11 protein-coding genes are annotated in these 19,435 nt (G+C 50.2%); 5 read left to right on the top strand and 6 right to left on the bottom strand.

Features of this window, described 5'->3' with window-relative positions:
- Nucleotides 1–9: 9 nt before the first annotated feature.
- Genes MoGM_RS07600 through MoGM_RS07580 form a run of 5 tightly spaced genes read right to left on the bottom strand, consistent with a single transcriptional unit; the run spans nucleotide 10 to nucleotide 10,656 of the window.
- Nucleotides 10–1,740, bottom strand: coding sequence for a hypothetical protein (locus MoGM_RS07600; RefSeq protein ID WP_104369483.1), 1,731 nt, complete (start codon nucleotides 1,738–1,740; stop codon nucleotides 10–12).
- A 25-nt stretch (nucleotides 1,741–1,765) separates the two neighbouring features.
- A complete protein-coding gene (locus MoGM_RS07595; RefSeq protein ID WP_104369482.1) occupies nucleotides 1,766–3,484 on the bottom strand; it encodes a DUF5108 domain-containing protein in 1,719 nt (572 codons plus the stop codon).
- 12 nt (nucleotides 3,485–3,496) lie between these two features.
- Nucleotides 3,497–5,068 (bottom strand): RagB/SusD family nutrient uptake outer membrane protein, encoded by a 1,572-nt coding sequence (locus tag MoGM_RS07590; protein WP_104369481.1) that lies wholly within the window; start codon nucleotides 5,066–5,068, stop codon nucleotides 3,497–3,499.
- Nucleotides 5,069–5,074: 6 nt separating this feature from the next.
- A complete protein-coding gene (locus MoGM_RS07585) occupies nucleotides 5,075–8,335 on the bottom strand; it encodes a SusC/RagA family TonB-linked outer membrane protein (protein ID WP_104369489.1) in 3,261 nt (1,086 codons plus the stop codon).
- 14 nt (nucleotides 8,336–8,349) lie between these two features.
- Nucleotides 8,350–10,656, bottom strand: coding sequence for a fasciclin (locus MoGM_RS07580; RefSeq protein WP_104369480.1), 2,307 nt, complete (start codon nucleotides 10,654–10,656; stop codon nucleotides 8,350–8,352).
- A 1,301-nt stretch (nucleotides 10,657–11,957) separates the two neighbouring features.
- Between MoGM_RS07580 and rbfA the strand changes: the two genes are divergently transcribed.
- Both rbfA and MoGM_RS07560 read left to right on the top strand, forming a co-directional pair.
- Entirely contained in the window at nucleotides 11,958–12,296 is a 339-nt protein-coding gene (gene rbfA / locus MoGM_RS07565; protein WP_104369477.1) for a 30S ribosome-binding factor RbfA, read from the top strand.
- On the top strand, nucleotides 12,293–13,519 hold the full coding sequence (locus MoGM_RS07560) for an FtsX-like permease family protein (protein WP_104369476.1): 1,227 nt from the start codon (nucleotides 12,293–12,295) through the stop codon (nucleotides 13,517–13,519). Before rbfA ends, MoGM_RS07560 begins: the two co-directional genes overlap by 4 nt.
- 247 nt (nucleotides 13,520–13,766) lie before the next feature.
- Here the strand turns inward: MoGM_RS07560 and MoGM_RS07555 are convergent, their stop codons facing one another.
- Nucleotides 13,767–15,428: a nucleoside kinase gene (locus tag MoGM_RS07555; RefSeq protein WP_104369475.1), complete on the bottom strand. Its 1,662-nt coding sequence runs from the start codon at nucleotides 15,426–15,428 to the stop codon at nucleotides 13,767–13,769.
- Nucleotides 15,429–15,523: 95 nt separating this feature from the next.
- On the opposite strand from MoGM_RS07555, the gene MoGM_RS07550 reads away from it, so the two are divergent.
- The 3 genes from MoGM_RS07550 to MoGM_RS13065 all read left to right on the top strand — a co-directional run bounded on the left by MoGM_RS07550 (nucleotide 15,524) and on the right by MoGM_RS13065 (nucleotide 19,139).
- Nucleotides 15,524–17,218: a Na/Pi cotransporter family protein gene (locus MoGM_RS07550; RefSeq protein ID WP_104369474.1), complete on the top strand. Its 1,695-nt coding sequence runs from the start codon at nucleotides 15,524–15,526 to the stop codon at nucleotides 17,216–17,218.
- Between the two features lie 112 nt (nucleotides 17,219–17,330).
- Nucleotides 17,331–18,917 carry a glycoside hydrolase 43 family protein gene (locus MoGM_RS07545; protein ID WP_233210208.1) on the top strand — a complete coding sequence of 529 codons (1,587 nt, stop codon included), beginning with the start codon at nucleotides 17,331–17,333 and terminating at the stop codon, nucleotides 18,915–18,917.
- 72 nt (nucleotides 18,918–18,989) lie between these two features.
- On the top strand, nucleotides 18,990–19,139 hold the full coding sequence (locus MoGM_RS13065) for a hypothetical protein (RefSeq protein WP_158249580.1): 150 nt from the start codon (nucleotides 18,990–18,992) through the stop codon (nucleotides 19,137–19,139).
- Nucleotides 19,140–19,435 lie beyond the last annotated feature (296 nt).

The raw sequence follows: 19,435 nt of genomic DNA, 5'->3' as shown, positions 1-19,435 counted from the left end.
AATTTTTTCTTAGTAGTTGTTTACTGTCGGACGCAGACACCAGTGGTGCAAAGTCATACCGGTCTGTTCATTCCAGTTGTCTGCCTCAATACGAATAACAATCTGTGAAGCGGAACCGTCGCCATTCACATCAGGAATGACAACCTCATCTATGATTGGACCGCCGTCGGTATCATAATTGCCGGCTTTCTTGTCAGACAGCTTGGAGGGATCGTAACCTTCCGGATACCTGTCGGGCAATGTCGCGCCACGGTCATAGTGATAAGTGGTGGCAGAACCGAGAGTAATCGGATTTGAAACCGATACCACCTGGCCGTTTACCAGTACAGACACTTTTATTGTCATGTTCTGATTCTGCTTGAAACCCATAGCCAGACGATATGATCCCGGCGGGACAAAATAAGGCTCGACAGATGTTCCGCCACCTATGTTTTCCTTCAATCTGACGGGGGTAAAATCAAGACACAAATTGCCTTGCGGACCGTCATCACCGGGGCCAAGTATGAGAACACGGTATTCCACTTCCGGCCATACGCCTGACAGCGGAGTCCACGCAGCGACATCGGTTTTACACTTGGAGAAGACCATGTTGGTCATCTTGAAATACTCCTCTTTCTGTGCATCCGTGCAATTCTCATAATAATAGAACTTGTCTTTCAGACGATACATAAGCAGATTGTTGGGCATGTGTACCTTATTCACATTATAGACAATGCCGTTAGACAGCTCTATCGGATTTTCCTTGTCTATCGAATGGGCGTTTGTACGCCACTGCTTGTTGAAAATACTCTTGATGTCTTCTGCCTCGGCATTCTGCAACTGGTCTGCCGTATATCTCCTGTTATAGAAGCTCACGTCCCTGATCCAATTAAGAAGAGCCGAGTCCGGACGTTCCATTCCCCACATTGTCAGACGCGCACGCGCTTCTGACATAGCGGCATTGATAACATCGTTCGAGAACAGAAGCATCGTGGCGGTAAGCGACTCCGAATTCATGTCGAAGCCTTTCTCCTCAAAATGCGCGTTGGTATATATCCACACCGTGTCATAAACAGTGTTGCCCTCATTGTTTACACCTATCGGCTTACTGTTCACACGGTCAAACACCTTTCCTCCGCTGCTCAATACCAAATCCTTGAATATCGAATAATTATCGTCAAGCGAGTTGATGAAATCCGACAACGAAGTAGGAGTCTCTATCATATCGGAGATGACATAGATATATCCGTTGGTTGTCTGGATAACCTCTTTCACCGATGCGTTGTTGAACTTTATATGATCCACAATGGCTCCTTGCTCGCCTTCTTCGTCCATGGTGACGTTGACATATTTTCCATGCCACATCATCAGACGCTCACCGTTATGCAAATTGGCGGGAGATACCGACACGTCACTGACATGCGACTTCGTGACAAACACGACATCATCCGCGTCAGGCTGCCTGTAGTTATCGTTCGTAACCACAAGCATGGTGCTGAGCTGTCCTTTCTTGTTCAGTTCGCTATATATGCCGTTTTCCTTGAACAGATTGCTCATGTCGGATAAATCCGCACGGCTGTTCATGTACTCGGCACTGCTCATGTTAACGATTTTCAACTCGTTGTTGTTTATTACCGTAGAGCCGTTTCCATAATGGTCGTTGTCTTCCAGGTTCGAGCAGGAAGCGAAAGCGAAAGCCATCATGGCCGCGCATGACGTGCGGAAAAGCCAACGGGAAATGCTTATATTTACTTTTTTCATAACTGTTTGCTTTATTAAGTGTTCATTATTCAATCGGTGTGAATGTGATGCAATCGAACTGCAAGCTGAAACCAGACTCCGAACTTGCGGCCGGATCCAACACAACAAACTTAAAGTTATGTGATGATGTCTCGGTAAACTCTACCTCATCGTATATCGTGGATGTGTATATACCCGGCAAAGCGCTCGGTACTTTCGTATACGGTGCGGTGAATACGGTTGTCTCCTCCCTGTCGTCAAAAGTCATACGCAGAAGTCCGCCGTTTCCTTTTGTCTGCTGACGCATGAAATTCTGTGTAGCGGTATAGATGAGAGTAAGTTCCACTTTGTACTTGCCTCTTACCAAGGTCGGTGTAGGCATCTGCACAAAGCCCATATAGCCCAGATTAAACACAACCTTGTCATTATTGTTCGCTTTCACCGTGTTACCGCTGATCTTATATGACTTGCTCGTCACATAGTCAATGTCACTGAACGAGTTGTTCTTCGTTCCCGACTCACTCATCTCGTACGTGAAACAAGCGGCGTTGGCCACGCGTGTCCTGCTTTCCGATGCCACCGGCTCTGCAGGCTGGTAATCTTCGGGACTAACGATATTCTTTATCTCGGTATAGTCACCCAAATCCCATACGACCACCGACTGTTTCGGCTCCCAAACGGGCAGCCATGAGGTCAGCTGGTGCATATATCCGTTCTTTGCCAGTACATTGGAGGCTTCGGGAATGAACTTGGCGCTCACGCCCTCACCGTTGAGAACATATTTGTCTGCCTCGACAGTCGTCAGAGTATCGGTCTTAACAGTGAACACCTGATTCTTCGCCGCCGAGTTCCAGATACGTGTATCTGTCGTGGTAACCTCTCCGAGATTTGCCGTCGTATACATGTTGGTCATCACGTGATAAGCCACATACTCGCGCAGAAGGCTGTCCACGCCTACTCCCCTGTCGTCATTGGCGGCCATTTTCGTTTTCAGGTCATCCAGACTTCCGATGCCGGCCTCGCCAAATACCGCGTCAGAAACATTGAACACGGTATAATAACGTTTACTGATTGTCTTCTTTCCATCCACAATCACAGTATCGGCAATAACGGACAGCTCCTTGTCCCAGCCGGTCTCACGCATGGCGGCAGCCATTATGTTTGACGTGCCGGTCTGCAAAACACGCTCATATACCGTCTCTACAAGCGGAGTCATCGCTTTAGACAACACATATATCTTACCGTTATAAGCGCTTATTCCCATCTGGACTACCTGTCCCTCGTCATTAAGTGTCGCCTGTCCGGCATTATCAGGGTCGATCGAAATGCTGATATTGTCTGACGAAAGGTTGGTCACGGAGGTCTTTGTCACGAATGTCTCAGCCTGTATTGAGTCCGGCAATGTGTGATAGAGCACGAACGCCCTCACATAATCCTTTGACAAATTCTCCAATCCTTCCACACCCCTGCGGCTGTAAAAGTCCTGCATAGCCTCATTGGTCGGAGCGAACGCCGTGAAACTTACACCCGATGTCGACTGGTTCAGCGCATTGTATGTATCCGAATATTTGAGCGCTTTCACATATTCAGTGAAATCGGGTTCGCTTTCAAGATACACTGAAATCGGCGAGTTCAGAATATTAATATATGTCTGATCTTTAAACGGATCGGCATTTATGTTGAACACATCCGAGTCACATGCCGATACAGTAAGCGCAAGAATTGCGCCTGCCGCTATTCTATTAAGCATTTTCAATATTTTCATTTCTTTCCCTCCTTAATTAGTTGTTGCATAATAGGGATTCTGTTCGAGCAATCGATTATGATCGATATCCGCCTGCGGTATAGGCATGTACCATGCATTGGGATCCACAAGCACCGAGCGAATCCACGCCTTGTTGGTGGTCTGGTTGCCCTTGAGCACCTCACTGATGAATTCTTCCTTATACGTTTTGTCCTTTATTCTTCCGAACCAGAGCAAATCATACCAGCGCTTGCCTTCTCCCATGAATTCAAGCTCTTTCTGACTCAGCACTTCCTCAAGCAGTGTCGGTTCGTCAAGCAGCCCGATCAATACATCAGAATCTTCGCTGTCGAGATCTATATTATTATAGTTGGCCAGTCCGGCACGGTTGCGTATGCGGTTTATCTGAGCCACGGCCTCGCGGTAGTTGCCCCTCATAATCTCTGCCTGTGCCTTCATTAGTATGATTTCAGCCACACGATAGATTATGAAATTAGCGTCCTGATGAGAACGCACGCCTCCGGTAACATCCTGCACGTCGGTTCCGTTGTATTTCCACATATAGAACGTGTTTGCGGTCTGATACGGCGAACCGTTATCCGTCACATATGTTCCGAGCATCATGCGTCCCATACGGCCTTCCGGCGACATTCCGGCCTTTTCAAGTTCTTCCGTCTCGGTACGCATCTTCTCCATTGCCTCATTGGTGAAAATCAGGCGTGAGGACGTAGACTGTGACCACAGCGAAGCGAAGTTATTGTTCTTAAGCTCTATGTTGTAGTCCCAGTTCAGTTCGAATATGCTTTCGTTTGAGTTTCCGGGATAAAACATCGTGTACCAGTCGTTGGTATTTGTGATAAACACCGGGCGGAACGCATCCGTGGCGTTCAGTATCATATCGCAGTACTTCACGCAATCGTCGTAGTCCCCGTTCCACAGGCACACGTCTGCCATAAGGGCATAGAGAGCCCACTTCGTGGCACGGCCTTTTGTCTGCCAGTCCACTTCGTAAGAACCTTTCGCGGCTCCGGTGGCAAGAGCGGTCTCAACGTCTTTCTTTATACGATCCACTATCTCCTTCTCCGTAGACTTGGCTATGTCAAAGGAGTTGGTATCATCCACATAAGGCTCTGTTATCAGAGGCACGCTCTGATAGTTTTTCAACAATACCAGATAAGAATAAGCACGCTGGAAATAAGCCTCGCAGAGGTGTGAGTTCATCACAGACTCGTAGTAAGTATTGTCCAGGCTTCTTACTCCCGGGGCATAGTGGATTACCGAGTTGGCATTGTCTATGACCTTGTAGAAATTCGAATACTCGCACAACTTATAACTCGGAGTAAGGTTGAAGTCTTGCAGCTTCACATCGTCACTGTTACGTGAGTAGAACGCTCCACCGCGCAACTCACCCCACTTGATGTAATTGGGCACGCAATCACGCATGTAATAGTAGCCCGAGGTCACAACAGACTCCACGTCTTCTTTCGATTTCCAATAATCATCGGTGACCTGCTCGTTATTAGGTTTGAGATCAAGCCAGTCGTTGCATGATGTTGTGAACATCAGGCAGAGCAGGCTTAACAATATATTTATTTTCTTATTCATTGTTCCTTAGAAATTAACGGTTAGACCAAATGCAAAACGCTTGGAAACAGGAGTTGTGGCATTGTCTTCCACAAGCTTTGTGGCCGATGGCAGACTAACCTCGGGATCCTGACCTTTATAGCCCGTCCATGTAAACAGGTCGTATCCTGTCACGAACACGTTGGCGCGCGATATGCCCCAGTTCAGCTTCTGGAGCAACTTCTTGGGCACGTTCCAGCTAAGCGACAATGTCTTCAGGCGAACGAATGTGGCATCCTCGACAAAACGGTCCGAACCGAGATAGTTGTAGCCCATGCCGTAAAGTGCGCGCGGGATATCCGTCTGGTCGCCTTCGGCACGCCAGCGGCTCAGCACCGCCGTGCTCTGGTTTCCGGTACCATACATGCTTTCAAGGTTCATACGAGCCTTGTTGATAATCTTCTGTCCGAAACGGCCGTAGAAGAATGTGGTAAGAGTGAGGTCCTTCCATTTCACCTGGAAACCTCCACCGCCGATGAGTTTCGGATTGGCGTTGCCGAGGTATACGATATCGTTCTCGTTGATTACACCGTCATGGTTGATGTCCTCATACTTGGCATCGCCGGGGAAAGCCTGCGTGGAACCGTTACGCATGATTATAGGATTACCGTTGTAGTCGCGCATCACGGTGCCGTTCTTGTCGCGTGCGTATGTATCTTCAGCGTTCTGGTATACACCCTTGTAGCGGTATCCGTAGAACGAACCGATAGGAGCGTTTTCAAGAATACGGAGAGCATAGTTTCCGTTTCCGAACGTATAGTTCTCATATTTATATGTAGACGGTAGCTCCTCTACCTTGTTCACGTTGCGGCTGATGTTTGCGTTAACGCTCACAAACCAGTCTTTCTTCTTCAATACCTGATAGTCGAAGCGCAACTCGAAACCCTTGTTGCTGAGCACACCCGAGTTGATCCACGCTATCTTGTCGTAACCTGTGGTAGACGGCAGCTTGGTGTCTTTGAGCAACAGGTCTGATGTCTTCTTGTCATAGTAGTCGAACGTGATGTTCAACTTATCCCACAGACGCAGGTCCACACCGAAGTCATACTCACGGGTAGACTGCCATTTGAGGTTTTCGAGCTGCATACGGATCGCGTGTATGGCCTGCATGTCCATATACTGGCCGAGCGAGGTGTACGCACCGTAGTACCGTGCGGCACCGGAAGGAGCCTTACCTGCCCATCCGAGACCGAAACGCAGTTTACCTTCGGTGAACCACTTGTGGAACGACTCGCTCCAGAAGTGCTCCTTGTCGATGTTCCATGCCAGACCGAACGCCGGGTATGTACCGAAACGGTTCCTGCCGCCCATCGCCGAGTTACCCTCGTAGTTGACAGACGCTTTCAGCACGTAACGCTCGTCGTAAGAGTACACGGCCTGACCGATAAACGATACCGAGCGGGCCTCCGAGTTTCCTGAACCTGATGATGAAACCACGCTTCCCACCACGGGGTCTGAAAGATTGGAAGAGGCGTTACCGTATGTCACGCTCGAGCTGTTGAACGACTGGCTCTGGTAAGTACGGAAGATGGCTGTCGCCGTAAGTCCGTGCTTCTTTCCAAGTACATTGTTATATAATAATTTAGCTTCCGATTGCAGTGTAAATCCGTCTGATGTGGCGTCGGTTGCCTGGTTGGCATTTGAGTTTGTCCACAGCACTCCCGTAGCTTCCTGCGGCAAGAATTTTTTATTCTTGTTTGTCTTCATGTTGAGTGCCACCCAACCCTGGAAACGTAGGTGGAACGGGAATTCATACTCAAGCATTACCTTCATCTTTTCCTCGCGCATGGTTGTCTTGTTGAAACCAAGATCCACCAGTGCCACAGGGTTATAGTTATCCTTGTAACCTCCCTGGAAGTCACTTTCCTGCATGAAGTATCTGCCTGTGGCCAATCCTGTCACGTCATCAATCCAATAAGGACTTAAGTTAGGCATCTTCTTCTGGGCCATCGAGCGGGCATTATCAAGCACATTCGCTTCTTTCTCAGTGTTTGTGAACGAGAAGTCGGTATGCACGCGCAGACGGTCGGAGAAGTTGTAAGTAATCTTGAACTGGGTCGAGAGACGGTCGAGACCTGTTCCCTTTGTGGTACCCTGCTCATTGTAGTATCCGAGACTGAAACGGTATGTTGCCTTCTCACCACCACCGCTCATAGAGAAGTTGTTATCCGTGATGACGGCGTCCTGCTTCACGGCATCGAGCCAGTCGGTATCGCAATTATACTCGTCATAGTACTTGTATGCCTTGTTATAGTTTATCTCATCGGCATTGAAGAGCATGTCCATTTCGGAAGAGGCATTTGATATACCTTTCGAGTTGGCGGCGTTCCACAGCTCGTCCTGCATCAGCGAAGTATACTGGCGGCCGTTGAGCAGCGGGATGGATGCAGGCTCTTTCTTCACGGTAAACTTGGTAGAGAAAGAGAACTGTGTCTTTCCGTATGAGCCGCGCTTGGTATTGATGAGCAGCACACCGTTTGCTCCCTTCGAGCCGTATATGGCGGTAGCCGACGCGTCTTTGAGCACGTCGATGCTCTCGATGTTCGACGGGGCGATGTTCAGAAGCGCACCGAAGTCTTCCTCGTTGGCGGTCTGGAAACTGAAATCATTGGAAATATCAACATCGTAAGGCACACCGTCGACCACGATGAGCGGCTCGGCATCGCCGTCGAGCGTACTCGTACCGCGGATACGTATCGAACTGCGCGCACCCGGGTCTCCGCCGAGGTTGATGTCAAGACCGGAAATCTGTCCTTGCAGAGCCTCCTCGATTGTTCCGATGGGGCTTTGCTCCACAATCTCACCCACCTGCAGTGTCTGCATGGACGATGTCTGTTCAAGACGTGACACACCCATCCGGTCGGAGCGGCGCGAAACGACCTTGATTTCCTTTACCTTGTTGGCCTCGTCACTCTCAAGCGTGAAGTTAAGTGTTGTCTGTCCGTTATAGTTAACGGTCTTGGTTTTCATACCGATATATGACACACGGACTTTCAGTTTGCCCGCGTTTGCCGGCACTTGGAGCGTATAGTTACCGTTGAAGTCGGTCACCGCACCCTTGATATATCGGTTCTGAGAGTTCACCAGCACCACGTTGGCGCCAAGCACAGGCTCCTTAGTGTTGCCCACCATCTCCGAAACGATACCCGATATCACATTCTGGGCGGAAGCCGCCATGCCGAACGATACCAGCATAACCATCAGAAGTGATATTCTCACGTTTATTTTTATTGATTTAATTCTGTTCATGATCGTCGTTTTTATCATTGCAGTATGCCGTCGATAAGATGGAAGCATCCGTCATTGAAGGCGAACGGCAGATAATTGTAATCAGGAATGACAGTCGTCGTATTGCCGGAGCCTACGAAATTGACTGTCAGCTTTGTACCGTCGTCAGACACGTTTACCCTGTCCGAGCCGGTGGTATTGAACTCACCTTTGCACGAAGATCCTATATATGGATATGAGGTGAACGAGTTCATGGTGGAAGTCACGAAATATGAGCGCAGGTAATTTGCCAGCTGCGTCTTCTCGGAAGACGACGGTGTGCCCGAAAGAATACCGTCGTTTACCGTCAGTTTGCCTGCACCCGGAATCTTGTCGAGATTTGCCGCGATAGCCGCGTTGGTGGGAATGAAAGCGAAGAAACGGTCGCCTGGTAAGACTATGCTCGTAGAAAGTCCGTTACCTACGGAGAGACCCGCTTTCTGCAACAGTTGCGCGAACATATAATAAGAATAGTTCTTGTCGTTGCATATAGCCAGGCGGCGTGCGAGTCCGTCGCCGCTCGCTGCCTCGAAGATGGCCTCAGCGTCGTAAGAGTAAGAGTTTCCGTTGTCCCATGCCTCTCCATTGTTTGCCTGCAAGTGGAGGTCCACGAACGGCGAGCCGGTATATGTAGGCTCAAGCTTCTGGTTGAAAAGGGCGTTGGTAGTTATCTTACCGTCCTTTACGAACCAATAGTTGTACGGCAGGTTGGTCTCCACCACCTGCGTGCCGTTGTCTGACAGGCTCTTTATGTTCTGTGCGGTGTGCATGTCCACGATACGCTCCATAGAGGCTGAGCTCATCTCCACAAAATCACCGGCATCGCTGCTGTACTGCTGCAACTGCTTGCCGGTAGTAGTGGAATAGAGGCGCATTGCCGGATCGGCTTTCTCGAACTGTGTGTTGTTGGGCATGAGTGTCACGAAGTCTGTGTTGCGTGACGCAAGCGAGAGCATACGCTGCGAACCGGTAAGAGCATACAGATATGTGAGGAAGTTCTTATCCTTGAACGCCGGACCCACAACGGAAGAGAATATCGCCGGGGCGTCCATCTTATCCATACCGTATAATATGCCGTTGGCACATATCTTCCTGTCTGTCACCTGCTCCGGGTCGATGTTTATCGGCGTTCCGTAAACCGTGAGCACGTCTCCGGCCTTTATCTCTTCGGGGAACACTATGAAATTGTCCTTGGCAAACGACTGCAACAGGAAATATTCAAGTATCAGGTCGTCAAGATTGTCGAGCGAGGTATATCCGCCCTCGGCTGTCCAGTACGTCTTGAAGAAATTGTCTATCGCCGCGTTTGAAGGAGCGAATACATTGTATCCCGCATACTCAAGTGTGGCGACGGCCTGCCAGCTTAACACCGGCCACTCCATAGCTATCGAAGGCAATGTGCCGTGACGGTGTACGTATGCTATGTATCCGAGCGAGTTGTTTATATCTTCGGATGCCGGCTCGTATGTAGAGTACTTGTCGTACAGTTCCACATATTTGGAGTATTGGGGATTAAACCTCAACTCGTCGTATATTGTGTTCAACGGATCAATCACGCGGTCCACATGATACAGATAACCGTTGTCGGTGACAACATTCCTGCTGTCTTTCACCTTCGCATTGGCTACATTGAACACTCCGTTGGCGCCGGCGTTTCCTTTCCACTCCGTGCCGGGATAGAAATAGTTGTAGTTGTACGCCGCGTCTATGCCCTTAGTCTCGAACATCTTGTTTGAGAACACCGGCAGGTAGCGCTCGTAATGATAGATGTTGATGAGCGTGTCGCTGGTGGCATTGGGCGTCAGCTTCACACGCTGCTGTTCTATCGGGTCGATGCTGTGCGTGCGGTGCTTGTAGAAGTAGCCCGCCATCACTTCCTTGTCCTCGTCCGTACCGGCATCGCCGTCGTCAGGGCGGAAGTTCACCATCTTGGACCAGTCGTAAGCATAGTACATCAGATGGTATCCGATGAGCTTGTTGAGATACTGCGGGTCTTTCTGTTTCAGGTCGTCGATGGACGAATAGCCCTTTTCCTTCAAGAAAGTCCTGAACGCATTGTCATCCGGCGCCATGACCGTGACGATACTGTTGCCCCTCACGATAGAGGCATAATCGGACAAATCGACACCTCTCAGGAAGATTCCGTGATTGCCTTCTCCCTGCAACACTTCGTAGGCATTACCTTTCAGCCAGTCGGGCGACTTGTAATGGTCGCTCTCGGACAGGTCGTCCTTACAAGAACTCACCCCCCCTAACAGAAGAAGCGCAGCCAACGAAATAAACAAATCTTTTCTTTTGTTCATTGGTTATAATATTTGTTAATAATTCTCGTCAAACCCGGAAACATCGACACAACAACGTATATAGCCGACAAATGCGGCCCGGAAACCGGACTCATACTGTTCCATATCCAACTATGAAATTCTCTGTTTCAAGATTGTTTTATAAAGTTTGTAGTTTGTTAGTGATTAATCGGTACAAAATTATAAAAAATTATAAGCATTGCAAAAGCCCCCTTATGGGGGGGCAATATTATAATGTTTTTATCAATTATTCGGGTATTATAAGACTTAACGACAAGCCAAATAAAGGCGTTAAAACACTGAAATAAATATTAATTACAAAACCCGGCACGAAAAAGACCAAGACAGCAAACGACGCATGCGGACAAACGACGCAGAGACATGGCACACAGATGTTTGTAAATAAAATATCAAGCACAAACAAGCCTGACACCTCTGCGAAAACACGATAAACAGTACAGGTCGCAGCATAAAAGACAAACCGCCACCAGTGTCGCGCAAATGAATATTTATACAAAAATGGGGCGAATACGCAAGCGCTTTTCCTGCGTTTTTTGATATTTACCTCACTGTGCGAGCCATAAACATCGAATAAAACCGAAGAAAAAGCCTGCCCCGTGCAATGGGATACCCGTTACATTCCATTCGGTATCCCGTCGCGTCGCGTTTAGATGCTTAACGCACGGCAAAAAGAGGCTTGTCACAAGGGTTTTAAAGACCTGAAAACAAAAAAAGGCACCCGATGCCAAGCATCGGATGCCCCGAGTACATGGTACCGGACGGCCGCAAATTCCCTTCGTGCGCGCTACATAGCCATAGCGTGCGTCACCGCTGGCCCTTGCTTATCAAAAATCACAGGCAAGACCGGATGTATAAATATGCACATCCGCCATATATCTGTGGCGGGGCGCGAAACCTGATTGTGGATGCCTGCCATACCGGCCGCATGCGACAGAGCGCCCGTGCTGTAAAAATTATTCGTTGTTTCCATGGTTTTAAAGCGTTTTTATATCACAAAGTTAGCATCAAACCGCCGAAAATGCAAGCGAAATCACGATACACTTCACTATACGGCCGGTTATTATCCGGCGGAAAGAGAATACCACAGGAAGGAGGATGAAAACTCGGCCGGCAACTCGTTTTTTTGCCACAACAGACTGCTAATTACGGGATTTTGAGTATTTTTGCATGGGATTAGGACGGGCATACGCACGGAGCGACATGAGAAACGAGGAAAAGCATGCCTGCAGCGGCACCCGTCACATACCGTATACACATCATCAACATCGTATTTTGAAATTATGCAAGAGACAAGACAGAACAAAATCGCGAGGCTGCTGCAAAAGGAGCTGAGCATCATATTCCAGCAACAGACACGGATGACACGCGGCATAATGGTGTCGGTGACACGCACTAGGGTGTCGCCCGACCTCAGTATATGCACCGCCTATCTGAGCATTTTCCCCAGCGACAAGGCCGAAGACATACTGGCCAACATCAAATCGAGCGAGAAGACAATACGCTACGAACTGGGAACACGCACACGCCACCAGTTGAGGATTATCCCCGAGCTGCGCTTCTTCGTGGACGACTCGCTCGACTACATCGAACATATCGACGAACTGCTGAAAGAGGAATGATACTGCCGCTATACATATCGCGCCGTTATCTCTTCTCAAAGAAAAGCACGCACGCCATAAACATCATCAGCGGCATCAGCATGGTGGGTGTGGCGGTGGCTACGATGGCGCTCGTGGTGACGCTAAGCGTGTTCAACGGTTTCCATGACCTGGTGGCATCGTTCTTCACCACGTTCGACCCGCAGATTAAAGTCACTCCCGTGACAGGCAAGGACGCTCCGGCCGACGACCCGGTGCTGACGCGCATAAAGGCTCTCCCGCAGGTGGAAGTAGCCACGGAGGTGGTGGAAGACATGGCGCTGGCCATGTATGAGGGCCGCCAGGCGATGGTGAATATAATGGGTGTGGAGGATAATTTCGACAGCCTGACACACATAAGGGAGATACTTGTGGGCGACGGCACATACGAGCTGCATGCCGCCGACATATCATACGGCATACCTGGCATACGCCTGGCCGAGACGCTCGGCACCGGATTCACCTACCGCAACCCGATAAGGATATTCGCGCCGAGGCGCGAGGGGCAACTGAGCATGACTGACGTGGAAGACGGATTTGTGGAAGACGAGCTTTACTCTCCGGGTGTGCTCTTCAACGTAAAGCAAGCCAAATACGACAAGGGCCACATACTGACTAACATTGCGTTTGCCAGGAGGCTGTTCGACCGCCAGGGAATGATAACGTCTCTCGAACTGCGCCTGAAGCCGGGAAGTGACTTCGACGCCGTGAAAGCCGAGATGAAGAATATCGCAGGAGGCAAATACTACGTGAGAGACAGGTACGAGCAGCAGGAAGACACGTTCAAGATAATGAAAATAGAGAAGCTCATCGCATATGTCTTTCTTACGTTCATCCTAATCGTGGCATGCTTCAACATCATCGGAAGCCTGTCGATGCTGATGATCGAGAAGAAAAACGACGTGGTGACACTGCGAAATTTAGGAGCGAGCGACAAACTGATAACAAGGATTTTCCTCTTCGAGGGGAGGCTCATCACCGTGATAGGCTCCGTGGCCGGCATTGCGCTCGGCCTGCTGCTCTGCTGGCTGCAACAGACCTACGGCATCGTGGGACTGGGTCGCTCGTCGGGCTCTTTCGTGGTAGACGCCTACCCGGTGAGCGTGCATCCGGACGACATCATCGTGATTTTCATCACCGTCATAGCCGTAGGCTTCGTGTCGGTGTGGTATCCGGTGAGATATTTCGCAAAGAGGTTGTTGTGATTTGAGGAGTTGAGTAGTAAGGAGTTGAGTAGTAAGGAGAATACTTTCAAGAACAAGAACAAGATTTCATGCTCAAAGATGTGGATAAATATTCTTTGGGCAGTTAACGACAAATAAAAATCAAGCCGTGATTGTTTCATACACAAATCACGGCTTTTTGATTTTATAAGGAGAATACTTTAAGGAATAGTCAATTCCAGAAAGTATTCTCCTTACTCCACAACTCCTTACTCCACAACTCCTCAAATCAATATCTGAACGAGCTTCCTCCGAGAAACTCGCGCAACAGCGATGTAGACGGTACCTCATCGTTGGTGATCGGCTTTATATAACGAAGGAAACGAAGCAGGCGGCGGGCCTCGCTGTACTCGGGAGCGCACTCGGGCACAAGCTCGAGAAGCGGCTCGGCCTGCGTCTTTATCACGGCAAGCTCGAACAGCATGGCCGTATTGAACATCACGTCGGCATTCTCCTGGTAAGGAAATATCCACTTGTCTTCTCCCGCACGCACCGACGGCCAGCGACGTATGGTATCCAAGGCGCTCATGCCACGATACTTGTGGTCGCGGATGATCCGGCGCAGCAGACGGTTGTCCGTCGTGGGTACATAGTTGTGCGAGTCTAACAGGATAGTGGTAAGGGCGGAGGCATACACCCTGAACTTCTGTTCCTCGGGTATGGCGGCCGTCAGTTCGGGGTTAAGGGCATGTATCCCCTCAACCACAAGCACCTCGTTTCCTTTCAGACGGAGCCTGCGCCCGCTCTTCTCGCTGCGTCCCGTCTGGAAGTCATAGCGCGGCAACTCGATCTCTTCGCCTGCGAACAGTGCGTTCATCTGCTCGTTGAGCAACGGTATATTGAGCGAATACAGGCTCTCGAAATCATAATCGCCCGACGCGTCGCGGGGGCTTTTCTCACGGTCTACGAAGTAATCGTCGAGCGAGATGCCTATCGGCCGTATGCCATTGGCGAGCAGCTGGATAGACAACCGCTTGCAAGTCGTGGTCTTGCCGCTCGACGACGGTCCGGCAATGAGCACCATCCTGACGTTTCGCCGCTCGGCTATCCGCTCGGCTATTTTCACTATCTTGTTCTCCTGCAACGCTTCCGACACGTTTATAAGCTCGGTGCTGTTGCCGGATGCTATCACCTCGTTGAGGTCGCCGATGGTGCTCATTCCGAGAATATCCTGCCAGTGATGATGCTCCTTGAATATCTCGAACATCTTGTCCTGACGCACCAACTTGCCAAGCACCGACGGGTCTTTGCGCGACGGTATGCGCAGAAGCAGGCCGTCGTAGTAGCGCACGAGGTCGAAAAGATGCAGGTCGGCAGTGTTTGTCAGCAAGGAACCGTAGTAATAGTCGCAATATCCGTCGATATCGTAATACACGGTATAAAGGCTTCCCACGCTTTCGAGCAGTTTCACCTTAGAGTACGTGCCCAAGGCACGGAACATCTCTATCGCTTTCTCCGTGGTGGTCTCATGCCGGCGTATGGGATGGGCCTCGGCCACAATCCGGCGCATACGTCCAAGGATGGCGGCGGCGTCCGCATCGCTGACAGGGTGCCCGATGGACAGATCGCAATAATAACCGTTCGACACGGGGATGTCTATCTTCACATGGCCGTCGGGATAAAGGTCGTGAACGGCCTTGCACAACACGAAAAAGAGCGTCCGGGTATACGACCGTTGCCCCGAGGACGAATACAGGTCAAGAAATTCCACATCTTTATTATGGTACACCCTGTAATTCAGTCCCTCCACCTTGTTGTTCACTTTTGCGCTGACCGGGCCGAAAGGCATATCCAGATCAAATTCATCAAATATCTCAGAAAGTGTACTTCCGATGCGAAAGTTTTTAATTTTTTTATTATTTTTGCAACGTATTTGTAACATCTTTTCCATTCTCGTATCATTTTAATGGTTATACATTTACAGCCGTAAAGTTACTCAGAATATCCGAGAAAAGAAAACGGTAGCATTTTAATTAAATAAAAAATATGTCGTTAATTATTATTTTTAAGTTGATTGGAGCCTTGGCACTGCTAATCTATGGTATGAAAGTGATGAGCGAAGCCCTGCAAAAAATGGCCGGATCGCAATTGCGCCATATCCTCGGAGCCATGACAACGAACCGCTTTACAGGAATGCTCACGGGCATGTTCATAACCGTATCAGTGCAATCATCATCCGCCACGACGGTAATGACGGTGTCATTCGTAAACGCCGGGCTGCTGACTTTGACGCAAGCCATATCGGTAATCATGGGCGCCAACATCGGAACCACGCTCACGGCATGGATAATGAGTGCCGGTTTCTCGTTCAACATCACGGACTTCGTATGGCCTGCATTCTTCGCAGGCATCATACTTATATACATGCGCAGACACAGATACATAGGCGATTTCCTATTCGGAGTGGCGTTTATGTTCTTCTCCCTTGGCGCACTCAGCCAGACGGGCAAGGAGATGGACTTGGGACACAACGCCGAACTGGCGTCTTTCTTTGCCTCGTTCGACCATGACAGCTTCATTACCATCGTACTTTTCCTTGCCATCGGAACCATACTCACATGCATCGTGCAGTCGTCCGCCGCACTGATGGCCATCACGATGGTGCTCTGCACGAGCGGCGTACTGTCTATATACCACGGCATCGCGCTCGTGATGGGAGAGAATATAGGAACCACACTGACCGCGAACCTTGCCGCCCTCACCGGAAACACACAAGCCAGACGCGCGGCAATGGCCCACCTGTTCTTCAACGTATTCGGCGTGTCGTGGATACTTGCATGCTTCTATCCGTTCGTAAACACAGTGTGCTCCACGGTTGGAGTAGACCCGATGACCGAACATATCAATCCCGTGCGATTGTCGTTCGTATTGGCGGCATTCCACACAGCGTTCAATATCACCAACACAGCGATACTGATTTGGTTCATACCACAAATAGAACGATTCTGCAATTGGGCTATAAAACCGAAGAGGAACGACGAGGAAGACGAGTTCCGGCTACGCTACATCGGCGGCGACAACATCATGAAAACCCCTGAGCTATCGGTACTTGAAGCGCAGAAAGAGATTCAGTCGTTCGCCAAGCGCATACAAAGGATGTTCGGATTTGTACGCGAACTGCTCGGAACAAAGGACGAAGCGGCCTTTACCAAACTCTTCACACGAATAGAGAAGTACGAGAGTATCAGCGACAACATGGAGATCGAGATAGCCAAATACCTCGACAGCGTGAGCGACGGGCATCTGAGCGACGACACAAAGGCAAAGATACGCACCATGCTCAGGGAGATATCCGAGATAGAGAGCATCGGAGACAGCTGCTACAACATAGCGCGCACCATCAGCAGGAAGAACTCCGGAAAGGAAGACTTCACCGAAAAACAGTATGAACGCATACACCAGATGCTCGAACTGACAGACGATTCGCTCACGCAGATGAACACCCTGCTCAGCGGGCGGAAGGACAACTTCGACGCCAACCGCTCGTTTAACATCGAAAACGAAATCAACAACTACCGCACACAACTCAAGAACCAGAACATCAACGATGTCAACAACCACGAATATACATACGCCATGGGCACGATGTACATGGATATCGTGAGCGAGTGCGAGAAACTCGGAGACTATGTTGTAAACGTTGTTGAGGCACGCATGGGCACAAGACAAAGAGGCGCGTGACCGAACGTCACACGTCACGTCACAGGCCGTAACCGGATAACGGCATGACAAAGGCACGACACACCCCATAACAATAAGATACATAAGCATGATGAGATACACCGCCGGCATAATGATATTGCTGTTATGCGCCGCCCTATGCAGGGCACAGCAACAAACGACATGGGGAGACATGGGCGACGGCACGTACCGCAACCCTGTTCTCAACGCCGATTACAGCGATCCGGACGTCATCCGGGTGGGCGATAAGTACTACATGGTAGCTTCCGACTTTCATTTCATCGGCATGCAGGTTCTCGAATCGGAAGATCTCGTCAACTGGCGGATTATCAGCCAGATATACGACAGGTTTGACATGCCGGGTTGGGATGCGAACAAACGGTACGCAGGCGGCTCGTGGGCACCGAGCATCAGGTATCACGACGGACTGTTCTACGTGTTCTTCTGCACTCCGCACGAAGGCTTGTTCATGAGTACCGCCACCGACGCCAGAGGCCCGTGGGCGCCGCTGCACTGTGTGAAGGAAGTGGAGAAATGGGAAGACCCGTGCCCCATCTGGGATGAGGACGGACAGGCATATCTCGGCCACAGCGTGCATGGAGCCGGCCCGATAATAGTGCACCGCATGAGCGCCGACGGCAAAACACTGCTCGACGAGGGCACAACGGTATACACAGGCCCCGTGGCCGAGGGCACGAAATGGCTCAAACGCGACGGCTATTACTATCTCAGCATTCCGGAAGGAGGCGTCCGCACGGGATGGCAGACCATGCTGCGGTCGCGCGACATATACGGTCCTTACGAGCGGCGCATCGTTCTCGAACAAGGCTCCACAGCCATAAACGGCCCGCATCAGGGCGCGCTTGTAGACACTCCGAACGGCGACTGGTGGTTCATCCACTTCCAGTCTGTCCCCTCTACCGGCCGGGTGACGCACCTGCAACCGGCCCGCTGGCGCGACGGCTGGATAGAAATAGGCGAAGACTACGATGGGAACGGCATCGGCGAGCCTGTGACCGCATACTCGAAGCCTGCTCCCAAGAGCGACATGAGACCCGAAATACCGGCGATGAGCGATGAGTTTGCCGGCAACAGCCTGTTCTGGCGAGGCCGTAAGCAAACCGCTCTCGGCCTGCAATGGCAGTGGTGCCATAATCCTGTGGACAGCGCTTGGAGCCTGACAGAACGCGAAGGCTGGCTGACACTGCACGCCATGGAAGCCGACAGCCTGCGGTTTTGCCGCAACATGCTCACGCAGAAGAGTATAGGACAGCCCGGCGAGGTGACCACGGCCGTCGACTGTACAAACATTTCGACCGACACCTATGCGGGCTTGCTGCTCATCGGCAAGGAATTCAGAGCCGTCGGCGTTTGCCGCGACGGCATCTTTACAGAGGCAAACGGAAAAAGACAGATTGTCGACCGCAACGTGAAATCATCGAAAGGCAAGCCAAGAGTGGTATACCTGCGCGCCACCATCGACAATCAGAGAAACATAAACCGGTTTTATTACAGCACCGACGGAAAACGGTTCGTTCCAGCCGGAGCGTCATTCACCATGCGCGACGGCTATTGGAAAGGCGTGCGGCCGGGACTGTTCTGCTACAATACGAAAGAAAACGGCGGCACCGCACGGTTCGATTACTTCCACTACGACCTGAAGCAGCCGGCAGCCACACAGCGTACGACAAAGAAATGACCCATAACGGACGTATGGCGGAAAGGTGAAAACCTGCCGGCAGACCGGACATGAACCGCCGCTATCATCAGCATGGCTCTCGTCCGATCGCCGGTAAACGATGGCGGAGTGGCACAGGCTGACATAATCAGGAGGCTGTTCGGCTCGCCGACCGCCGTTTCCGAGGCATTCAAGCCATTCGAGACACAATACGACACATATCTTATAAGTATGAGGATATAATAGAGAGACAAGATTTATAACTGCCTGAAAGCATTTAACATAATGCTGAAGAAATATTTAACATAACCGCAAAAAGCGTTTAACAAATCAAGAAAATATCTGACAAAACGCTATCCGTATTTCGCCCGTTTAAAAATTAAAAGCCAAAAGCCGGAAATAAACGAATTACGAACTGCTTTCCGCAAGTATCTGTGCATCAGCTTGATACGTCTACCACACCTACTTCCCCTACCAAACCTACCCCACCTACCCTCACTATTTTTTCCATTCAGCGTCCCGTTGCCTCGCATTCAGAC

It is taken from the genome of Prevotella sp. MGM1, assembly GCF_002933775.1.
Classification (GTDB): Bacteria; Bacteroidota; Bacteroidia; order Bacteroidales; family Bacteroidaceae; genus Prevotella.
This window is presented reverse-complemented; position numbering and strand designations above follow the sequence as displayed.